Annotated in this window: 17 protein-coding genes; 14 read left to right on the top strand and 3 right to left on the bottom strand. The window is 65.1% G+C overall.

Features of this window, described 5'->3' with window-relative positions; translation table 11 throughout:
- Positions 1 to 8 precede the first annotated feature (8 nt).
- Both JQ586_RS06140 and JQ586_RS06135 read left to right on the top strand, forming a co-directional pair.
- Positions 9 to 1,421 (top strand): EAL domain-containing protein, encoded by a 1,413-nt coding sequence (locus JQ586_RS06140; RefSeq protein ID WP_212393630.1) that lies wholly within the window; start codon positions 9 to 11, stop codon positions 1,419 to 1,421.
- Positions 1,422 to 1,436: 15 nt separating this feature from the next.
- Complete coding sequence (locus JQ586_RS06135; RefSeq protein ID WP_212393629.1) at positions 1,437 to 2,291, top strand: TIGR01459 family HAD-type hydrolase; 855 nt, start codon at positions 1,437 to 1,439, stop codon at positions 2,289 to 2,291.
- A 59-nt stretch (positions 2,292 to 2,350) separates the two neighbouring features.
- Here JQ586_RS06135 and JQ586_RS06130 read toward each other — a convergent pair whose 3' ends face one another.
- The gene (locus tag JQ586_RS06130; protein WP_016844467.1) at positions 2,351 to 2,746 is read right to left on the bottom strand and encodes a response regulator; all 396 of its coding nucleotides are present in this window, start codon (positions 2,744 to 2,746) and stop codon (positions 2,351 to 2,353) included.
- Positions 2,747 to 2,962: 216 nt separating this feature from the next.
- Here JQ586_RS06130 and JQ586_RS06125 point away from each other — a divergent pair, with 216 nt between their 5' ends.
- From JQ586_RS06125 to arfB, 7 genes are all read left to right on the top strand, one after another.
- A complete protein-coding gene (locus tag JQ586_RS06125) occupies positions 2,963 to 3,934 on the top strand; it encodes a bifunctional riboflavin kinase/FAD synthetase (protein WP_212393628.1) in 972 nt (323 codons plus the stop codon).
- Between the two features lie 285 nt (positions 3,935 to 4,219).
- A complete protein-coding gene (ileS, locus tag JQ586_RS06120; RefSeq protein ID WP_212393627.1) occupies positions 4,220 to 7,234 on the top strand; it encodes an isoleucine--tRNA ligase in 3,015 nt (1,004 codons plus the stop codon).
- The gene (lspA, locus tag JQ586_RS06115) at positions 7,207 to 7,728 is read left to right on the top strand and encodes a signal peptidase II (RefSeq protein WP_212393626.1); all 522 of its coding nucleotides are present in this window, start codon (positions 7,207 to 7,209) and stop codon (positions 7,726 to 7,728) included. Before ileS ends, lspA begins: the two co-directional genes overlap by 28 nt.
- Positions 7,729 to 7,830: 102 nt before the next feature.
- Positions 7,831 to 8,571: a hypothetical protein gene (locus tag JQ586_RS06110; protein WP_212393625.1), complete on the top strand. Its 741-nt coding sequence runs from the start codon at positions 7,831 to 7,833 to the stop codon at positions 8,569 to 8,571.
- 154 nt (positions 8,572 to 8,725) lie between these two features.
- A complete protein-coding gene (locus JQ586_RS06105) occupies positions 8,726 to 10,114 on the top strand; it encodes a M16 family metallopeptidase (protein ID WP_409334469.1) in 1,389 nt (462 codons plus the stop codon).
- Positions 10,111 to 11,475: a M16 family metallopeptidase gene (locus JQ586_RS06100; protein ID WP_409410963.1), complete on the top strand. Its 1,365-nt coding sequence runs from the start codon at positions 10,111 to 10,113 to the stop codon at positions 11,473 to 11,475. Before JQ586_RS06105 ends, JQ586_RS06100 begins: the two co-directional genes overlap by 4 nt.
- 304 nt (positions 11,476 to 11,779) lie before the next feature.
- Positions 11,780 to 12,199 carry an alternative ribosome rescue aminoacyl-tRNA hydrolase ArfB gene (gene arfB / locus JQ586_RS06095; protein ID WP_212393622.1) on the top strand — a complete coding sequence of 140 codons (420 nt, stop codon included), beginning with the start codon at positions 11,780 to 11,782 and terminating at the stop codon, positions 12,197 to 12,199.
- A gap of 63 nt (positions 12,200 to 12,262) precedes the next feature.
- On the opposite strand, the gene JQ586_RS06090 is transcribed toward arfB, so the two are convergent.
- Positions 12,263 to 12,559 (bottom strand): hypothetical protein, encoded by a 297-nt coding sequence (locus JQ586_RS06090; protein ID WP_212393621.1) that lies wholly within the window; start codon positions 12,557 to 12,559, stop codon positions 12,263 to 12,265.
- Positions 12,560 to 13,053: 494 nt separating this feature from the next.
- Here JQ586_RS06090 and JQ586_RS06085 point away from each other — a divergent pair, with 494 nt between their 5' ends.
- Genes JQ586_RS06085 through JQ586_RS06070 form a run of 4 tightly spaced genes read left to right on the top strand, consistent with a single transcriptional unit; the run spans position 13,054 to position 15,947 of the window.
- Positions 13,054 to 13,374 carry a c-type cytochrome gene (locus tag JQ586_RS06085; protein WP_212393835.1) on the top strand — a complete coding sequence of 107 codons (321 nt, stop codon included), beginning with the start codon at positions 13,054 to 13,056 and terminating at the stop codon, positions 13,372 to 13,374.
- Entirely contained in the window at positions 13,375 to 13,770 is a 396-nt protein-coding gene (locus JQ586_RS06080; RefSeq protein ID WP_212393620.1) for a VOC family protein, read from the top strand.
- A gap of 32 nt (positions 13,771 to 13,802) precedes the next feature.
- Positions 13,803 to 14,351 carry a gluconate 2-dehydrogenase subunit 3 family protein gene (locus JQ586_RS06075; protein WP_212393619.1) on the top strand — a complete coding sequence of 183 codons (549 nt, stop codon included), beginning with the start codon at positions 13,803 to 13,805 and terminating at the stop codon, positions 14,349 to 14,351.
- A gap of 27 nt (positions 14,352 to 14,378) precedes the next feature.
- A complete protein-coding gene (locus JQ586_RS06070; protein ID WP_212393618.1) occupies positions 14,379 to 15,947 on the top strand; it encodes a GMC family oxidoreductase in 1,569 nt (522 codons plus the stop codon).
- 72 nt (positions 15,948 to 16,019) lie between these two features.
- Here the strand turns inward: JQ586_RS06070 and JQ586_RS06065 are convergent, their stop codons facing one another.
- Complete coding sequence (locus JQ586_RS06065) at positions 16,020 to 16,343, bottom strand: ribbon-helix-helix domain-containing protein (RefSeq protein ID WP_212393617.1); 324 nt, start codon at positions 16,341 to 16,343, stop codon at positions 16,020 to 16,022.
- A gap of 231 nt (positions 16,344 to 16,574) precedes the next feature.
- Between JQ586_RS06065 and mutL the strand changes: the two genes are divergently transcribed.
- Positions 16,575 to 18,392: a DNA mismatch repair endonuclease MutL gene (gene mutL, locus JQ586_RS06060; protein ID WP_212393616.1), complete on the top strand. Its 1,818-nt coding sequence runs from the start codon at positions 16,575 to 16,577 to the stop codon at positions 18,390 to 18,392.
- Positions 18,393 to 18,397: the final 5 nt, after the last annotated feature.

Genomic DNA, 18,397 nt, shown 5'->3' with positions numbered 1-18,397 from the left:
CGGGCGACATGATTCGCATTTCGACGATCTTCATCGCCATCTGCATGGTGCTGGTCGCAGCCTCGCTCGGCTTCGTTCTGTATTCGGTCGCGGGCATCAGCGGACCCGAATCGGCGATCGTCGCACTCACTGCCCTCACCTTCCTGATCCTTTACAACGCGGTCTCGATGCGACTGCGCGACCGCAGCGATGTCGGTGGCCAGATTGCCGATCTGTCGCGCGGCACCGCCGACCTCGCCCGTCAGGTCGCCGAATTCGGCCGCCGGCTGGCAGCGGTCGAGGGCCGCGTGGTGTCGGCCAATTCCGCCGGCGCCGACCGCATGCAGGGGATGGCCGGCGAGATCAACGAGCTCGGCGTGCTGGTGAAACAGCTCGCGGCCTCGGTCGCGAGCCATGAGGACCTGCTGGCGCTGGATGCTGCACCGGTTGCACCCGTAGCGCCGCGCAGCGAGCCGCTGCGAGCGGCCGAGCCGCCTCCGCCCGTTACCGTCGTGCCCCAGCCGCCGCCGATGCCGGCTGCCGCGACCACCCGCAGCGGCAGCCAGCTCCTCGGCGCGGTGAAAAGCGCCATCGAGGAGAACCGCCTCGACATCTACTTGCAGCCGATGGTGACGCTGCCACAGCGCAAGGTGCGCTACTACGAGGCAATGTCGCGGCTGCGTGACGAGCGTGACCAGGTCCTTGCCGCCGACGACTTCATCGCCGTCGCCGAGGCCGGCGGCGTGATCGGCCGCATCGACCACATGGTGATGCTGCGTTGTGTCCAGGTGCTGCGCCGTCTGATGGTGCGCAACAAGGATGTCGGCGTGTTCTGCAACGTCTCGGCGGCGACGCTGGCGAGCCCGGCCAGCTTCACCCAATGCCTGGATTTCCTCGAGGCCAACCGGGCGCTGGCGCCGTCCCTCGTGCTCGAGTTCAAGCAGGAGACGTTCCGCAATCTCGGCCCGACCGAGAGCGAGAATCTCGCGGCGCTGGCGCAGCGGGGCTACCGCTTCTCGATCGATCATGTCAGCGACCTCCGCATTGAGCCGCGCGAGCTCGCCGACCGTGGTGTCCGCTTCATCAAGGCGCCGGCCGCCCTGCTGCTCGATGCCAGGCAGAGCGCGACCACCGACATCGATCCCTCCGACCTCTCCGATCTGCTCGGCCGCTACGGCATCGACCTGATCGCCGAAAAGATCGAGGGCGAGCGCGCCGTCGTCGACCTGCTCGACTACGACGTCCGGTTCGGCCAGGGCTTCCTGTTCGCGCCGCCGCGGCCGTTGCGGCCGGAGGGTGCATCTGCTACCGCCGAGGCTCCGCAGACCAGGCCGCAGGACCTCAATGGCGCCAGCACTTCAGCACTCACTTCCGCGATGGAACAGCCACCGCGCGCGACCGGCAACGCCGCACTGGCCCGTCGCGCCGTCGGCCCGGGCTGACGGGGCGTTCCAGCCATGACCGCGCTGCGATTTGTGGAGCGGTTGCGCGATTTGATCGGCGGCGTCGACGTCGTGCTGTCGGACATCTGGGGCGTCGTGCACAACGGGCTGGAAGCGTTCCCCGAGGCCTGCGGGGCGCTGCACAGCTTTCGCCAACAGGGCGGCACCGTCATCCTGATCACCAATGCGCCGCGACCGGCCGATTCGGTGCAGCGGCAGTTGCGCAAGCTCGGCGTCGCGGACGAAACCTATGATGCCATCGTTTCGTCAGGCGACCTGACGCGCCATTTCGTGGCCGATCACCCCGGCCAGAAGATCTTCTGGATCGGCCCCGAGCGCGACAGCTCTATCCATCGCGGCCTCGATGCCACGATGGTTCCGCTGGAGCAGGCGGATTACATCATCTGCACCGGCCTGTTCGACGACGAGACCGAATCCGCGGAAGACTATCGCGAGATGCTGATGAAGGCGCTCCAGCGCAAGCTGACGCTGGTCTGCGCCAATCCGGACATCGTGGTCGAGCGCGGCGACCGGCTGATCTATTGCGCCGGCGCGATCGCCGAACTCTATCGCGAACTCGGCGGCGAGGTGATCTTCTACGGCAAGCCGCACCGGCCGATCTACGAACGCGCGATGGCGCTGGCCACCGAGCGGCGCGGCCACGCCACCGAGCGCTCGCGGGTGCTCGCGATCGGCGATTCCGTGCGCACCGATCTTGCCGGCGCCAATGGCTTCGGCATCGACCTCCTCTTCATCACGCGCGGCATCCATTCCGAGGAGTTCGAGGGCGTCGAGCAGCTCGATCCGTCCTCGGTGAAGGAGCTGTTCGGCCACCCGCCCCGAGCGCTGATGCGCGAGCTGCGCTGGTAGCCGGAACGAACAATGCCCGGGCAAGCCCGGGCATTTTTTGTTGAATAAGTCTCAGCTGCCTACGCGGTCGCCATATCCGGGAAGACTGCCTCGATCTTGGTCTTCAGCGTCGCGGCATTGAACGGCTTGACGATGTAGTTGTTCACGCCGGCCTTCTTGGCGGCGATCACGTTCTCGGTCTTGGATTCCGCCGTGATCATGATGAAGGGCGTGGTCGCCAGATTGGGATCGGCGCGGACTTCCTTGAGCAGGTCGTAGCCGGTCATCGGCTCCATATTCCAGTCGGAGATGACGAGGCCGTATTTCTTGCCGCGCATCTTGTTCAGCGCAGCCGAGCCATCGGAAGCGTCGTCGATATTCTCGAAGCCGAGCTGCTTGAGAAGATTTCGGATGATGCGGATCATGGTGCTGTAATCATCAACCACCAGAACCGGCATGGACAAATCAACCGCCATCTTTTCCCCCAAAGCGACGCTAACTCAACTAGGCTTCTGCGCGACCCGCAGTTCTCAGGCAACGAGTAACAGCAGGCGTTAAACAGCGCGTTAACCCGGTGGAACCGGATTGTTACGGATTTGACGCGATTTCGGCCGCTTGACTTCCCTGCCGCCGGCACGTCACGGTTCCGGCCCGCACCGATCATGCTTAAGAATCCTTGAAGAATCCCCGACATGAGCACTGGTTTTACCGTTATCCGTGACAACACCCCTGACAGCGCGATACCGAAGGGCGCCGTGGTCGCGATGGGCAATTTCGACGGCGTGCATCTCGGCCACCGCGCCGTGATCGGCGCGGCGCTGCGGATGGGCGCGGCCCACGGCAAGCCGGCGCTGGCGGTGACCTTCGAACCGCATCCGCGCAGCTTCTTCAGCCCGAACAGCCCGCAATTCCGCCTCACGGACGAGACCAACAAGTTGCGGCTGCTCGCGGCGACTGGCCTCGCCGGCGCCGTGGTGATGACGTTCGACAAGTCGCGTGCCGGCACCTCGGCGCAGGACTTCATCCGTCACGACCTGATCGACAGACTCGGCGTCAGCGGAATCGCGGTCGGCTACGACTTCCATTTCGGCAAGGGCCGGGTCGGCTCGCCGAGCCTGCTCGTCAGTGAGGCACCGAAGCTCGGCATCGAGGTCGACGTGCAGGCGCATGTCGATATCGAGGAGCGCCCGGTCTCTTCTACCGCGATCCGCATGGCGCTCGCCGAAGGCCAGGTCGCCGATGCCACCGCGATGCTGGGCGGACCATGGTTCGCGACCGGCGAGGTGATCCACGGCGAGAAGCGCGGTCGCGATCTCGGCTATCCCACCGCCAACATCCGCCTCGACAAGAACTGCGCGCTCAAGCACGGCATCTACGCGGTCAGGGTCGGCCTCGGGGCCGAGCGGATCGACGGCGTCGCCAGCTATGGCCGCCGTCCGACCTTCGACAACGGCGCGCCGCTGCTCGAGGTGTTCCTGTTCGACTTCAAGGGCGATCTCTACGGAAAGGTGCTCGACGTCGCCTTCATCGGTTTCATTCGCGACGAGCTGAAATTCGACACCATCGAGGCGCTGACGAGCCGGATGGATGACGACAGCGCCAGGGCGCGCGCGGCCCTCGCCGCGGCGCCGGATGCGTTCCCGAAGCTTGGGGTGATTGGTTGAACGGGACAGGGAAGCATCCTGGGACGTGGCTCCCGGGCTGACGCGATCGTGACCGGAAATCCATACCGATCCTGGCCCGGTTTAGCGGCCTCCCAACCGGCCTTGCGGAGGCTTTGCGATTTCCCCGTCTGGCTGCTATGGAACGGCCATGTTCTCGCGGCGCATCATACGGATTAGCGGCCCGGCTTCCGCCTGAGCCTCAAGGCTCGGCGCAAGACCGGGATGTCCTCGTTTCACCGCGATTGATCGCGTTTCCGCGCCCGCACCTGCCAGATCAGAGCCTTCATGTCCGACAAGCCGCAAATGACTGACGCCCAAAAGACCAACGCCAAAGACTATTCCAAGACCCTTTACCTGCCGCAGACGGACTTCCCGATGCGCGCCGGCCTGCCGCAGCGCGAGCCGGAAATCCTCAAATACTGGAACGAGATCGGCCTCTACGAAAAGCTGCGCCGGTCCGCCGAGGGCCGCGCCAAATTCGTGCTGCACGATGGCCCGCCCTACGCCAACGGCAACATCCATATCGGGCATGCGCTCAACAAGATCCTCAAGGACGTCGTGACCAAGAGCCAGCAGATGCTCGGCTTCGACTCCAATTATGTTCCGGGCTGGGACTGCCACGGCCTGCCGATCGAATGGAAGATCGAGGAGGAGAACTACCGCTCCAAGGGCAAGCAGAAGCCCGATTTCCGCGATTCAACCGCTATGGTCGCGTTCCGCAAGGAATGCCGCGCCTACGCGACGCACTGGATCAACGTGCAGCGCGAGGAGTTCAAGCGCCTCGGCATCATCGGCGACTGGGATCACCCCTATCAGACGATGAGCTATCCCGCGGAAGCCGCGATCGCGCGCGAGCTGATGAAATTCGCCGCCAACGGCACGCTCTATCGCGGCTCCAAGCCGGTGATGTGGAGCGTGGTCGAGAAGACCGCGCTCGCCGAAGCCGAGGTCGAGTATGAGGACTACACCTCCGACATGGTGTGGGTGAAATTCCCGGTGACATCGCCGGCTCATGGCGCGCTCGCCAATGCTTCGGTGGTGATCTGGACCACGACGCCATGGACGCTGCCGGGCAACCGCGCCATCGCGTTCTCGCCGAAGATCGCCTATGGCCTGTACAAGGTCACCGATGCGCCGGCGGACAACTGGGCCAGGAACGGCGATCTCCTGATCCTGGCCGACGCACTTGCCGGTGACGTCTTCAAGCAGGCACGCGTCACGGCCTATGAGAAGGTGCGCGACATCCCGGGCGACACGCTCGATGCCGTGGAATGCGCACATCCGCTGCGCGGCTTCGGCGGCGGTTATGAGTTCACCGTGCCGCTGCTTGCCGGCGAGCACGTCACGGACGATACCGGCACCGGCTTCGTGCACACCGCGCCGAGCCATGGCCGCGAGGACTTCGACGTCTGGACCGCCAGCACCCGCGAGCTCGACGCTCGCGGCATCAACACCGCAATCCCCTACACGGTCGACGAGAATGGCGCCTACACCGCGCAGGCTCCGGGCTTCACCGGCAAACGCGTGCTCAACGACAAGGGCGAAAAGGGCGACGCCAACGAGGCGGTGATCAAGGCGTTGATCGAGGCCGGCAATTTGCTGGCGCGCGGCCGGCTGAAGCATCAATATCCGCATTCCTGGCGTTCCAAGAAGCCGGTGATCTTCCGCAACACGCCGCAATGGTTCATCGCGATGGACAAGGACATCGTCCAGGACGGCCACGCGAAAAAGGGCGACACGTTGCGCGCCCGCGCGCTGCACGCCATCGCGGTGACGCAGTGGGTGCCGCCGGCCGGCCAGAACCGCATCAACGGCATGATCGCCAACCGCCCCGACTGGGTGATCTCGCGCCAGCGCGCCTGGGGCGTGCCGATCGCGGTGTTCGTGCGCGAGAAGGGCGACGGCTCCGCGGAGATCCTCGAGGACGAAGTCGTCAACCAGCGCATCGTCGAGGCCTTTACCGAGGAAGGCGCCGACGCCTGGTACATGGACGGCGCCCGCGAACGTTTCCTCGGATCACGCGCCAACGAGGACTGGAAGAAAGTAGACGACATCCTGGACGTCTGGTTCGATTCCGGCTCGACGCATGCCTTCGTGCTGGAGGACCGCCAGAATTTTCCCACGCTCGGCCATATCGTCCGCAAGGTCGACGGCGGCCAGGACACCGTGATGTACCTGGAAGGCTCCGACCAGCATCGCGGCTGGTTCCACTCCTCGCTGCTGGAAAGCTCGGGCACCCGCGGCCGCGCCCCCTATGACATCGTGCTCACCCACGGCTTCACGCTCGACGAGAACGGCCGCAAGATGTCGAAGTCGCTCGGCAACACCGTCGAGCCGCAGAAGGTGATCAAGGATTCGGGCGCAGATATCCTCCGCCTCTGGGTCTGCGCCACCGACTATGCCGATGACCAGCGCATCGGCCCGGAAATCCTCAAGAACACCATCGAGACCTACCGCAAGCTGCGCAACTCGATCCGCTGGATGCTCGGCACGCTGCATCACTTCAAGCCGAGCGAGAAGATTGCCGTTGCAGAGATGCCCGAGCTCGAACGGCTGATGCTGCACGGGCTCGCCGGACAGGCGGAGACCATCCGCAAGGCCTATGCTGAATTCGACTACAAGACGGTGGTGGCGAGCCTCTCCGCCTTCATGAATACCGAGCTGTCGGCGTTCTACTTCGATATCCGCAAGGACACGCTGTATTGCGATCCGCCGTCCTCGGTGGCGCGCAAGGCGGCGCTGACCACGATCGACATGCTGTGCGACGCGATCCTGCGCTGGCTCGCGCCGGTCTTGAGCTTCACGGCCGACGAAGCATGGCGGATGTACCGGCCAAACGCCGAGCCGTCGGTGCACCTGACCCAGTTCCCGGATGGTCTCGAGCAGTTTCGCGACGACGCCCTGTCAGCGAAATGGGAGACGATCCGCAACGTGCGCCGCGTCGTCACCGGCGCGCTCGAGCTCGAACGCGCCGCCAAGAAAATCGGCTCGTCGCTGGAGGCCTCGCCGATCATCTACGTCGCCGACAGGGAGACGCTGGCGACGCTGTTCGACGTCGACCTCGCCGAAGTCTGCATCACCTCGAACTATGAGGTGCGCGAGGGCGAGGCCCCCGCCGGCGCGTTCCGTCTGGACGCCGTGCCTGGCGTCGCCGTGGTGATCGAGAAGGCGGTCGGGACGAAATGCGCCCGCTCCTGGAAGATTCTTCCGACCGTCGGCGAAGATCCCGACTATCCCGACGTCTCGCCGCGCGACGCGCAGGCGCTGCGCGAATGGAAGGCGCTGGGGGGCACTGCTTGACCCCTCCGCTGCGCGCCGGACTGTTCGCGGCCATCGCGACGCTGATCGCCGATCAGGCGTCGAAGCTATGGCTGCTGCACATACTCGACATCGCACATCGCGGGGCGGTGCGCGTGACGCCGTTCTTCGACCTGGTGCTGGAGCGGAACCCGGGGATCAGCTTCGGCCTGCTGCAAAGCGAGAGCCCCGCGGCCCAGATCCTGCTGATGGCGGTCAAGGCGGCGGCCGTGATCGCGCTGGCGGTCTGGATGGCGCGGTCGCGCACCTGGCTCGCCACGATCGCCCTCGGTCTGATCATCGGCGGCGCCATCGGTAACGGGATCGACCGCCTGGCCTACGGGGCGGTGGTCGATTTTGCGCTGTTGCATATCGAGATCGGCGGCAAGGTCTATTACTGGTACGTCTTCAACGTGGCCGATACGGCCATCGTTGCTGGCGTGGCGGCCCTATTGTATGATTCCTTCCTGGGGGTACCCGCCGCAAAAGCGCCCTGATCCCGGCCGATACGGACCGGTCGGCGGTGGATTGACTCCATCCGGCGGAACTGTGCCTAAGCCAGTGATCGCCTTACCGAAATTCGAGATGGGAATGGCGCGATGCGCAATACCGATATCAGCGGCTACCTGACCTGGACCTCCCGCTGGACCTCCCGCCTGACGCTGACTCGCGGCTTCCGCCTGGCGCTGGTGACCGCCGGCATCGGCCTTGTCATGGCGGCGGGCCCGGTGCGCGCCGGTGACGACGACGATGATGGCGACGACGGCCTGACCTTCGAAGAGCGAATCATCGACAATCTGATGACCGGCCTCGGCGCCAAGAGCGCGGCCAGCAAGGGCATCGATTACCGCGAGCGCTCGCCGCTGGTGGTACCGCCGAAGCTCGACCTCCCGCCCCCCGCGTCCGCCCGGGCCGACGCGCCGAACTGGCCAAAGGATCCCGATATTGCCAAGCGCAAGGCGATGATCGAGGCGCGCAAGAAAGAGGTCAAGAAGCAGCCCTGGCAGGAGTCTCAACCACTCACCCCGGCCGAGATCGAGGCTGGCCGCAAGCAGCAAACCGCGGTCGACAGCAACAAGGAACCGATCGAACCCGGCGTAACCAAGAATCCTTCGCTGATGCCGAACGAACTTGGCTATAAGGGCGGCCTGCTCGGCGTGTTCAAGGGGAACAGCAGCGAGTCCGCACCGTTCAAGGGCGAGCCGCCGCGCGAGAGCCTGACCGAGCCGCCTCCGGGCTATCAGACGCCGTCGCCGAATTTTGCCTACGGCACCGGGCCGCAGAAGCCGCTGGCCAAGGAAGGACAATACGACGTCATGACCGGCAAACCGGTCCAATAGTTGCGTCGCGTCCACCGGCCGAGTTGACATGTGCAAAGCTTAATGCGGGGTGGTGCCTGTCTCTCCGCTTCGTGACGACTGGCACGGGCCGTCCCGTGTAGGATGCCGTGCTTTCGCGCCCCGACCCCGTGTCCGGGCTTCCATAAGGATCATGATGCCCTTACGCCGAGCGACTGCCCTTTTCGTTGCCGCACTTGTTTCCACGATCTCGCTGTCGAGCAGCGGCCTCCGCGCCCAGACCACGGTTACCTCCGAACGCCCCGCCAGCTTCACGCTCGACAACGGCCTGCAGGTCGTGGTGATCCCCGATCACCGCACGCCGGTCGTGACGCAGATGATCTGGTACAAGGTCGGCTCGGCCGACGAGACACCCGGCAAATCCGGGCTGGCGCATTTCCTCGAGCATCTGATGTTCAAGGGCACAGCCAAACATCCGGCCGGCGAGTTCTCGCAGACCGTGCTACGCGTCGGCGGCAACGAGAACGCCTTCACCTCGGTCGATTACACCGGCTATTTCCAGCGCGTGCCGCGCGAGCAGCTCCCCACCATGATGGAGTTCGAGGCCGATCGCATGACCGGCCTCATCCTCAAGGACGAGAACGTGCTGCCCGAGCGTGACGTCGTGCTCGAAGAGTACAACATGCGCGTCGCGAACAATCCGGATGCGCGGCTGACCGAGCAGATCATGGCTGCGCTCTACCTCAATCACCCCTACGGCCGCCCGGTGATCGGCTGGCACCAGGAGATCGAGAAACTCGACCGCGAGGATGCGCTCGCCTTCTACAAGCGCTTCTACGCGCCGAACAATGCGATCCTGGTCATCGCCGGCGATGTCGACGTCAAGGACATCCGCCCGCTGGTGGAGAAGAATTTCGGCCCGATCCCGGCGCAACATTCGATTCCCGAGAAGCGCATCCGGCCGCAGGAGCCGACACCGGTCGCGCCGCGCACCGTGACGCTGTCCGATCCGCGCGTCGAGCAGCCCGGCCTGCGTCGCTACTATCTGGTGCCGTCGGCGACCACGGCCGCGGCGGGCGAAAGCCCGACGCTCGACGTGCTCGCGCAGTTGATGGGCGGCGGTGCCAATTCCTATCTCTATCGTTCGCTTGTGATCGACCAGGGCCTGGCGATCAGTGCAGGCGCGGGCTACCAGGGTACGGCGCTCGACCCCTCGCAATTCTCGATCTCGGTGACGCCGAAGCCCGGTGTCGAGTTCGCACAGATCGAGGACGCAATCGACAAGGTGATCGCCGACCTCGCGCAGAACACCGCGAAGGCCGAGGACCTCGAACGGGTCAAGACCCAGCTCATTGCGGAAGCGATCTACGCCCAGGACAACCAGGCCACGCTGGCGCGCTGGTACGGCGGCGCGCTGACGACCGGACTCAGCATCGACGACATCAGGAGCTGGCCGGACCGCATCCGCGCCGTCACCGCCGAGCAGGTGCGCGACGCCGCCGCAAAATGGCTGGACAAGAAGCGCTCCGTGACCGGCTATCTGATCAAGGATACTGCGCCGAAACGCGAGGAGAAGCGCTCGTGACCTATTCCATCACCCGCCGCACCGCGTTGATCGGCGGCGCCTGCGCCGCGATGCTGGCGCTGTCATCGGCTCCTTCGCAGGCCGCGGCCAAGATCCAGCACGTGGTGTCGCCCGGCGGCATCGAGGCGTGGTTCGTGCAGGACGCGACCGTGCCCCTCATCGCGATGGAGTACGCCTTCAGCGGCGGCGCGAGCCAGGATCCAACCGGCAAGCCCGGCGTCGGCAATCTGGTCGCAGACCTGCTCGACGAAGGCTCCGGCGATCTCGATTCAAAGACCTATCACGAGCGGCTCGACCGCCGCGCCATCGAATTGAGCTTCGCTGCGACGCGCGACCATTTCCGCGGCTCGCTTCGCATGCTCAAGGACAACAAGGACGAGGCCTACGACCTGTTGCGGATGGCGCTGACCTCTGCGCACTTCGAGCCCACCGATGTCGAGCGCATCCGCGCCCAGGTGATCTCGGGCCTGCGCCGTGATTCGACCAATCCATCCGCGCTGGCGGGCCGCAAGTTCCTCGAACTCGCCTTCGGCGATCATCCCTACGGCCGGCAGGCGACCGGCACGCTCGAGAGCGTGCCGAAGATCGAGATCTCCGACCTGAAGGACTATGCCCGCCGCGTCATCGCCAGGGACACGCTGCGCATCGCCGTGGTCGGCGACGTTGATCCCGATACGCTCGGCAAGCTGCTCGACAAGACCTTCGGCGGCCTGCCCGCCAAGGCCGAGCTGACGCCAATTCCGGATGTCGTGGCGACCAAGCCGCCGCAGCGCGCCTTCATTCCGCTGGACGTGCCGCAGACCGTCGTCACCTTCGGCGGCCCCGGCATCAACAGGCACGATCCGGATTTCATGGCGGCCTACGTGGTGAACCACATCCTCGGCGGCGGAGGCCTGTCGTCGCGGCTCTACAAGGAGGTCCGCGAGAAGCGCGGCCTGGCCTATTCGATCTATGAAGCGCTGCTCTGGATGGATCATTCCTCGCTGTTCATCGGCAACACCGGCACCCGCGCCGATCGCGCCGGCGAGACCGTTGAAGCGATCGACAGGGAGATCCGCCGCATCGCCGAGCAAGGCCCGACGCAGCAGGAGCTCGACGAGGCGAAGTCCTACCTGAAGGGCTCGCAGATGCTGGCGCTCGACACCTCCTCCAAGCTGGCGCAGGCGATGTTGCAGTACCAGCTCGACAAGCTGCCGATCGACTATATCGAGAAGCGCAACGCCCTTGTCGATGCGGTGACGCTCGATGACACCAAGCGGGTCGCCAGGAAGCTCTGGGGCGACGGCCTCTTGACCGTGATCGTCGGCCGCGCCCCGCAGGCCGCCGCCCAGCCGGTTTCGGCGCCGCCGAAGGCGAACTGAGCTTCCCGACAGACCACCGGTGCGGCTTACCCTCTCCCCGCCTTCCCCCGCAGGTGGGAAGGGAGCCTGACGGGCGCACTCGCCTCACGTCGCGTCATGATCGACGCGAGTGAATAGCGGTCAGAATCAGTAAGGGACGAACCGGCGGACGGGCTCCCTCCCCCCTTGCGGGGGAGGGTTGGGGAGAGGGGTAAGCCGGGCAATCCGGCAAAGATGTTGGACGTGCTGCACCAATACCGCCCAAGCACACCCACCACAAACCCGCTATCTTGCGCCGGCTGATTCCTCATCCCCTGGTGCCGCCATGCTGCGGGTGTCCCGCGACCTCACGATCGACGAGAACGACATCGAGATCGTCTTTGTCCGGGCCTCGGGTCCGGGCGGACAGAACGTCAACAAGGTCTCGACCGCAGCCCAGCTCCGCTTCGACACCAACAAGATTGCGCTGCCCGCGGACGCTGCGCAGCGGCTGGCGCGGCTGGCCGGCAGCCGCATGACCAAGGATGGCGTGATCGTGATCCAGGCCTTCCGCTTCCGAACCCAGGAGCGCAACCGCGCCGACGCGATCGAGCGGCTGCTTGAGATGCTGAAGGAAGCGATGGTGCGGCCGACACCGCGACGGCCGACCAGGCCGACGCTGGGCTCGAAGCAGCGCCGCCTCGAAGGCAAGAAACGCCGCAGCGATATCAAGGCCGGGCGCGGCGCGCGCCGATTTGACGATTGAAGCAACCACACGAATGCGGCGCGCGCAGAGAGCGCGCCGCATCCGCGGTTCATCAATTGCCGACTAGTATTTCCTGGTGCCGGGTGCCGTTTCGGTACCGGTCGTCTTCGGCGTGCCGCGAGCGCTGCCGACCGTTGCCTTGGTGCCGGTTCGGGCGTTGACACTGCCCTTCTGCGCGGACGCGCCCGGCTGCACGGCGAGTTCTTCGTCGCCACTGCCTGACATCCCGCCGCCCTGCATGCCCTGGCCCTGCGCGGTACCACGCATCTGGCTATCGGATGAAACTCCCTGAGCCAGCACGGGGCCGGCCAGCGCAGCCGAAATGGCAAGGGCAAGCACGGTGGATTTCGCAATCGTCATCCATGTCTCCTGGATATTGACGGCGATGGACGGAGCCGCGCCAGCGCGCCGTTTGCAGCGTCGAATCCGGCCCATCGCGCGAGAGATTGAATTTGCGCAAACGACGCAGGTGCAATGCAAGCTGCGTCGTGTGGTCATCATGCAGGGATTTCGCGGTCATTTTGCGAAATTCGCGTCCGCATATGCGGCGACTCCGGTTCCGTTGCCGCACTCCTGTCAATCGCGTGTCAAACATTCGTGGCTCATCGACCGCGCGCGATGAATCGCGCAACAATGTCGCGATAACGTTCGGGCATCGACTGGCGGATGGTCGGCTGGGCAACCGCCCGCCTTTGTTCTCCGATGAAACAGCCCGCTACTACCACCGGCTGTTTTCGCCGCCCTACAGTCCCTGCACACAGGCGGTGATGTATATGACAAAGCTGCACGCGGCATGGACGATCGGGCTCGGATTTTGCAGCGCGGTGCTTGCAGCGCACATAGCGGTCGCGCAAATGCCCCTGCCCGCCGCCAAGCCGCCCGATGGCGCCACGCTGTTCAAGCAGCAATGCGCGACTTGCCACACCACCAACACCGCGGACCCGGTGCGACAGGGGCCGTCGCTCTACAAGATTGTCGGCCGGCCCGCCGGCAAGGCCGACGGCTTCAAATATTCGGCAGGCTTCGCCAAGGCCGATTTCGTCTGGGACGACGCGAAGCTCGATGCGTGGCTGACCAATCCGCAAGACGTGATCCCCGGCGCTGTGATGGCCTACCGGCAAGCCAAGCCGGACACCCGCGCGATGATCATCGCCTATCTGAAGGAGCTGAACTGAATGGCGAAACCCGTGCATTCGATGATCCGCGTACTCGATGAGGACAAGGCGCTCGACTTCTACAGGCGCGGGTTCGGCCTCGAGATCGCAGACAATCTGCGATTCCCCGATTTTGCACTGATCTATCTGCGTCATCCCTCGTCGCCGTTCGAGGTCGAGCTGACGGTCAATTTCGATCGCAAGGAGCCCTACGCGCTCGGCGACGGCTACGGCCATCTCGCCGTCGTCGTCGATGACGTCGACGCCGAGCACGCCCGCTTCGAGAAGGAGAAGCTGTCGCCGGGACCGCTGCGCGACTTCAAGCATGACGGCAGGACGCTGGCGCGCTTCTTCTTCGTCTCCGATCCCGACGGCTACAAGATCGAGGTGATCCAGCGCGGCGGACGTTTCGGTTAGTCAATAACAAGGACAATCTACGGAGGAAACCCATGAGAGAAGTTGATCGTCGCAGCAAGTTCGACCGCCGCGTCTTCCTTAAAGGCGCCGCCGCAACCGCGCCGGCCGTGGCAATCGCGACCTCTACGGGCCTCGGCGTCGCCGACGCATGGGCCGACGAGGCAGGCACCCTGACGCCGGCCACGATGAAGACGCTGTTGAAGGTGGCGCGCGACATCTATCCGCACGATTTCCTTGGCGACAGCTACTACATAGCGGCAGTCAAGCCGTGGGATGACAAGGCGGCGAAGGATCCGGCGGTGAAATCGCTGATCAGTGACGGCGTGGCACGCCTCGATCAGGAAGCCAATGACCGCCACAAGATGCCCTACGCCCAGGTCCCCTGGGAGAACGACCGCGTCGCGCTGCTGCAGCAGATCGAGCAGAGCGCCTTCTTCCAGAAGGTCCGCGGCGACCTGATCGTCTCGCTCTACAACAACAAGGAGGTTTGGCCGAGATTCGGCTACGAGGGCTCCTCCGCCGAGCATGGCGGCTACATCAAGCGCGGCTTTGCCGACATCGATTGGCTGCCGAAAGTCTGAACAGACAACGCTCAAGGAGGACACACAATGGCAAAATTCGATCAGAATGACAGCAGCGTTGTCGTTATCGTCGGCTCCGGCGCCGGCGGCGGAACACTCGGCAACGAACTGGCGCAGAAGGGCATCAAGGTCGTGATCCTGGAGGCCGGCCCACGCATCGAGAACCAGGATTTCATCAACGACGAATGGGACAGCTTCAGCCAGCTCGCCTGGTCGGACGCACGAACCACGTCGGGAAGCTGGCGTGTCCACAAGGACTTTGCCGGCCTGCCGGCCTGGATCGTGAAGGCGGTCGGCGGCTCGACCACGCATTGGGCCGGCGCGTCGCTGCGCTTCGACGAGCACGAGTTCAAGATCAGATCGGCTTACGGCAACATCCCCGGCGCCAACCTCTTGGACTGGCCGATCACGCTCGCCGAGATGGAGCCGTATTACGCCAAGGCCGAGGACAAGATGGGCGTCACCCGCACCAACGGCATTCCCGGCCTGCCCGGCAACAACAATTTCAAGGTGCTGGAGGCCGGCGCCAAGAAGCTGGGCTACAAGGAGGTGCACACCGGACGGATGGCGATCAACAGCGAGCCCCGCGACGGCCGCGGATCCTGCCAGCAGATCGGCTTCTGCTTCCAGGGCTGCAAGTCCGGCGCCAAATGGTCGACGCTCTACACCGAGATCCCGAAGGGCGAAGCCACCGGCAATCTCGAAGTGCGCCCGAGCAGCATGGTGATCACGATCGAGCACGATCAATCCGGCAAGGTGACCGGCGTGGTCTATGCCGACGCAAGCGGTGCGATGCAACGCCAGAAGGCGCGCGTGGTCGCGGTCGCCGGCAATTCGATCGAGAGCCCCCGGCTCCTGCTCAACAGCGCCTCCAACATGTTCCCGGATGGGTTGGCCAACTCATCCGGTCAGGTCGGTCGCAATTACATGCGGCACATGACCGGAAGCGTCTATGCCGTGTTCGAAAAGTCGGTGCACATGTATCGCGGCACCACGATGGCCGGCATCATCCGCGATGAGGCGAAGAACGATCCGAAGCGCGGCTTCGTCGGCGGCTACGAGATGGAGACATTATCGCTCGGGCTGCCGTTCATGGCCGCGTTCCTCAATCCCGGCGCCTGGGGCCGCTCCTTCACCAGCGCGATCGAGGGTTACCCGCGGATGGCCGGCATGTGGCTGGTCGGCGAGGACATGCCGCAGGAGACCAACCGCGTCACGCTGGATCCGAAGGTCAAGGACAAGTTCGGCATGCCGGTCGCGAGCGTGCATTTCGACGACCACCCAAACGACGTCGCAATGCGCGATCACGCCTACAAGCAGGGCTCCGCGGTCTACGAGGCGGTCGGCGCCACCGTGACCTATCCGACGCCGCCCTATCCGAGCACCCACAACATGGGCACCAACCGGATGAGCGAGAAGCCAAAGGACGGCGTGGTCAACAAGTTCGGACAGACCCACGACGTCAAGAACCTGTTCATCTCGGACGGCAGCCAGTTCACCTCGGGTGCGGCGTGCAATCCGACGCTGACGATCGTGTCGCTGGCGATCCGCCAGGCCGACACCATCGCCGGCGCAATGCAACGCAAGGAGATCTGAACTCCCACTGAGCGCGAGCGGCCTTGTCCTGCCAGGACAAGGCCGTTCATTCTTTGCACGATGGACTGAATTCTACTCGGCCGCGTCCAGAATCGTCGCCGCCCTGCCGCGATAGTCAGGAACGGCCGCGGGCGCGCTCGCCCTGGAGCGATAGATCAGGCAGGAGCAGCGCAGCAGCGAGGCGAAATTGTTCACCTCGCCGCGATGGTCGAGCACCTCGTTGTGCAGAGTGGTGAGGAACTTGGCCAGTGTCATACCTTCCTTGACCGCGATCTCCTCCAGCGTGTCCCAGAACGACATTTCGAGCCGGATCGAGGTGCAATGGCCGTCGATCCGCAACGATCGGGTTTGCGATTGATAGTCGCGTTGCGGCTGATGCGCGAACAGCTGGCACATGGCGTTCCTCCGGCGGGACTTATCATTTTTCAAAACGATATACCCGCGCGTGGTGCCTCACAATCGCCACGTAGGGCGTAGCCGGAACACGGCTGAAGATGAGCATCTTCAGGGCGATAGGCCGATTTCATCCCCAGAAGGAATCGACGCGGCGCAGCTCTCCCCATGCATTTGCCGGCACGGCGCTCTAGAATGGCCGCCCAACTCGAATCTCCGCCAGACCGCAGTTCCATGCCCGTCCGCCAGCTTCCCGAACAGGTCGTCAACCGCATCGCCGCTGGCGAGGTGGTCGAGCGTCCCGCGAGCGTGGTCAAGGAACTGGTCGAGAACGCGATCGACGCTGGCGCCAGCCGGATCGACATCTTCACCGATGGCGGCGGGCGGCGCCGGATCGGCATCACTGACGACGGCAGCGGCATGACGCGCGCCGATCTCGCGCTGGCGGTCGACCGTCACGCCACCTCCAAGCTGGACGACGAGGACTTGCTGCGCATCAAGACGCTCGGGTTCCGTGGCGAGGCCCTGCCCTCGATCGGCGCAGTCGCGAAGCTCGCCATCATCACGCGCCACGCCACCGAGCCGCATGCCTGGTCGATGTCGGTCGAAGGCGGCGCGAAATCATCCATCATGCCGGCCGCGCTCGGTCAGGGCACGCGCGTCGAGGTCAACGATCTCTTCTACGCGACGCCGGCGCGGCTGAAATTCCTCAAGACCGACCGAACCGAGGCAGAAGCGATCCGCGAAGTGGTGCGGCGCCTGGCCATGGCGCGTCCCGACGTCGCCTTCACGCTGGCCGGCGAGGAGCGCGCGCCGGTCACCTGGGCCGCGGCGCTGCCCGGCGCGGCAGGACGGCTGACGCGGCTCGGCGACATTCTGGGCGCCGACTTCCGCAGCTCGGCCATTGAAGTCCGAGCCGAGCGCGAGGGCTTCGTGGTCGAAGGCTTTGCCGCCGCGCCCGCGTTGACCCGCGCCAATGCGCTTGGCCAGTACCTCTTCGTCAATGGCCGCCCGGTCCGTGACAAGCTGATGCTCGGCGCAGTGCGCGCGGCCTATTCCGACTATCTGCCGCGCGACCGTCATCCGGTCGTCGCGCTGTTCGTGACCTGCGATCCCGAGGCCGTCGACGCCAATGTGCATCCGGCCAAGACCGAGGTGCGATTCCGCAACGCGGGCCTGGTGCGGGCGCTGATCGTGCATGCGCTGAAGGATGGCCTCGCGCGTGAGGGCAAGCGCACTGCGGCCAACACCGCCGACGGCGCAGCGTTGTCGGCATTCCGCCCTGCCTTCGCGCCGTCACGCCCGGGCAATTGGGACTGGCGCAGCTCGCCGTCGTTTCCGGTCAATCCGATGCGATCGTTCGACGGTGTCGCGGCGACCGCCTTCGCCGAGCCCGGACAGGTCGCCTTCGACGTCGGCACGCCCAGCGCCGATGTGCGATTCGAGGCAGCGCCGGCACCCGATCTGCTCGATCGCCCGTTGGGTGCCGCGCGGACCCAGATCCACGAAACCTACATCGTCTCGCAAACCCGCGACGGGCTCATTGTCGTGGATCAGCACGCCGCCCACGAGCGCATCGTCTACGAGAGGCTGAAGGCATCGCTCGCGAAGGACGGCGTGCAACGGCAGATCCTCCTGATCCCCGAGATCGTCGAGCTCGACGAGGCCACCGTCGAGACGCTGCTCGATCGCGCCGAGGAGCTGGCATCGTTCGGGCTCGCGATCGAATCCTTCGGCCCCGGCGCCGTCGCGGTGCGCGAGACGCCCTCGCTGCTCGGCAAGACCAACGCCGCCGGATTGTTGCGCGACCTCGCCGAGCACATGGCGGAATGGGACGAGGCGCTGCCGCTGGAGCGGCGCCTGATGCACGTCGCCGCCACGATGGCCTGCCATGGCTCGGTCCGCGCCGGCCGGCGCCTCAAGCCGGAAGAGATGAACGCACTGCTGCGCGAGATGGAAGACACTCCGAATTCCGGCCAGTGCAACCACGGCCGCCCGACCTATGTGGAGCTGAAGCTCGCCGATATCGAGAAGCTGTTCGGGCGGAGGTAGCGCCG

Origin of the sequence: Bradyrhizobium jicamae, from assembly GCF_018130215.1 — a bacterium.
GTDB classification, from domain to species: Bacteria; Pseudomonadota; Alphaproteobacteria; order Rhizobiales; family Xanthobacteraceae; genus Bradyrhizobium; species Bradyrhizobium jicamae_A.
This window is presented reverse-complemented; position numbering and strand designations above follow the sequence as displayed.

Bases quoted from the DNA above. Each gene is read 5' to 3' on its own strand.
- JQ586_RS06070 (WP_212393618.1), top strand. From the start codon at position 14,379: ATGGCAAAATTCGATCAGAATGACAGCAGCGTTGTCGTTATCGTCGGC.
- JQ586_RS06125 (WP_212393628.1), top strand. From the start codon at position 2,963: ATGAGCACTGGTTTTACCGTTATCCGTGACAACACCCCTGACAGCGCG.
- ileS (WP_212393627.1), top strand. From the start codon at position 4,220: ATGTCCGACAAGCCGCAAATGACTGACGCCCAAAAGACCAACGCCAAA.
- JQ586_RS06090 (WP_212393621.1), bottom strand. From the start codon at position 12,559: ATGACGATTGCGAAATCCACCGTGCTTGCCCTTGCCATTTCGGCTGCG.
- JQ586_RS06105 (WP_409334469.1), top strand. From the start codon at position 8,726: ATGCCCTTACGCCGAGCGACTGCCCTTTTCGTTGCCGCACTTGTTTCC.
- arfB (WP_212393622.1), top strand. From the start codon at position 11,780: ATGCTGCGGGTGTCCCGCGACCTCACGATCGACGAGAACGACATCGAG.
- JQ586_RS06135 (WP_212393629.1), top strand. From the start codon at position 1,437: ATGACCGCGCTGCGATTTGTGGAGCGGTTGCGCGATTTGATCGGCGGC.
- JQ586_RS06085 (WP_212393835.1), top strand. From the start codon at position 13,054: ATGCCCCTGCCCGCCGCCAAGCCGCCCGATGGCGCCACGCTGTTCAAG.
- mutL (WP_212393616.1), top strand. From the start codon at position 16,575: ATGCCCGTCCGCCAGCTTCCCGAACAGGTCGTCAACCGCATCGCCGCT.
- JQ586_RS06140 (WP_212393630.1), top strand. From the start codon at position 9: ATGATTCGCATTTCGACGATCTTCATCGCCATCTGCATGGTGCTGGTC.
- JQ586_RS06110 (WP_212393625.1), top strand. From the start codon at position 7,831: ATGCGCAATACCGATATCAGCGGCTACCTGACCTGGACCTCCCGCTGG.
- lspA (WP_212393626.1), top strand. From the start codon at position 7,207: ATGGAAGGCGCTGGGGGGCACTGCTTGACCCCTCCGCTGCGCGCCGGA.
- JQ586_RS06080 (WP_212393620.1), top strand. From the start codon at position 13,375: ATGGCGAAACCCGTGCATTCGATGATCCGCGTACTCGATGAGGACAAG.
- JQ586_RS06065 (WP_212393617.1), bottom strand. From the start codon at position 16,343: ATGTGCCAGCTGTTCGCGCATCAGCCGCAACGCGACTATCAATCGCAA.
- JQ586_RS06075 (WP_212393619.1), top strand. From the start codon at position 13,803: ATGAGAGAAGTTGATCGTCGCAGCAAGTTCGACCGCCGCGTCTTCCTT.
- JQ586_RS06130 (WP_016844467.1), bottom strand. From the start codon at position 2,746: ATGGCGGTTGATTTGTCCATGCCGGTTCTGGTGGTTGATGATTACAGC.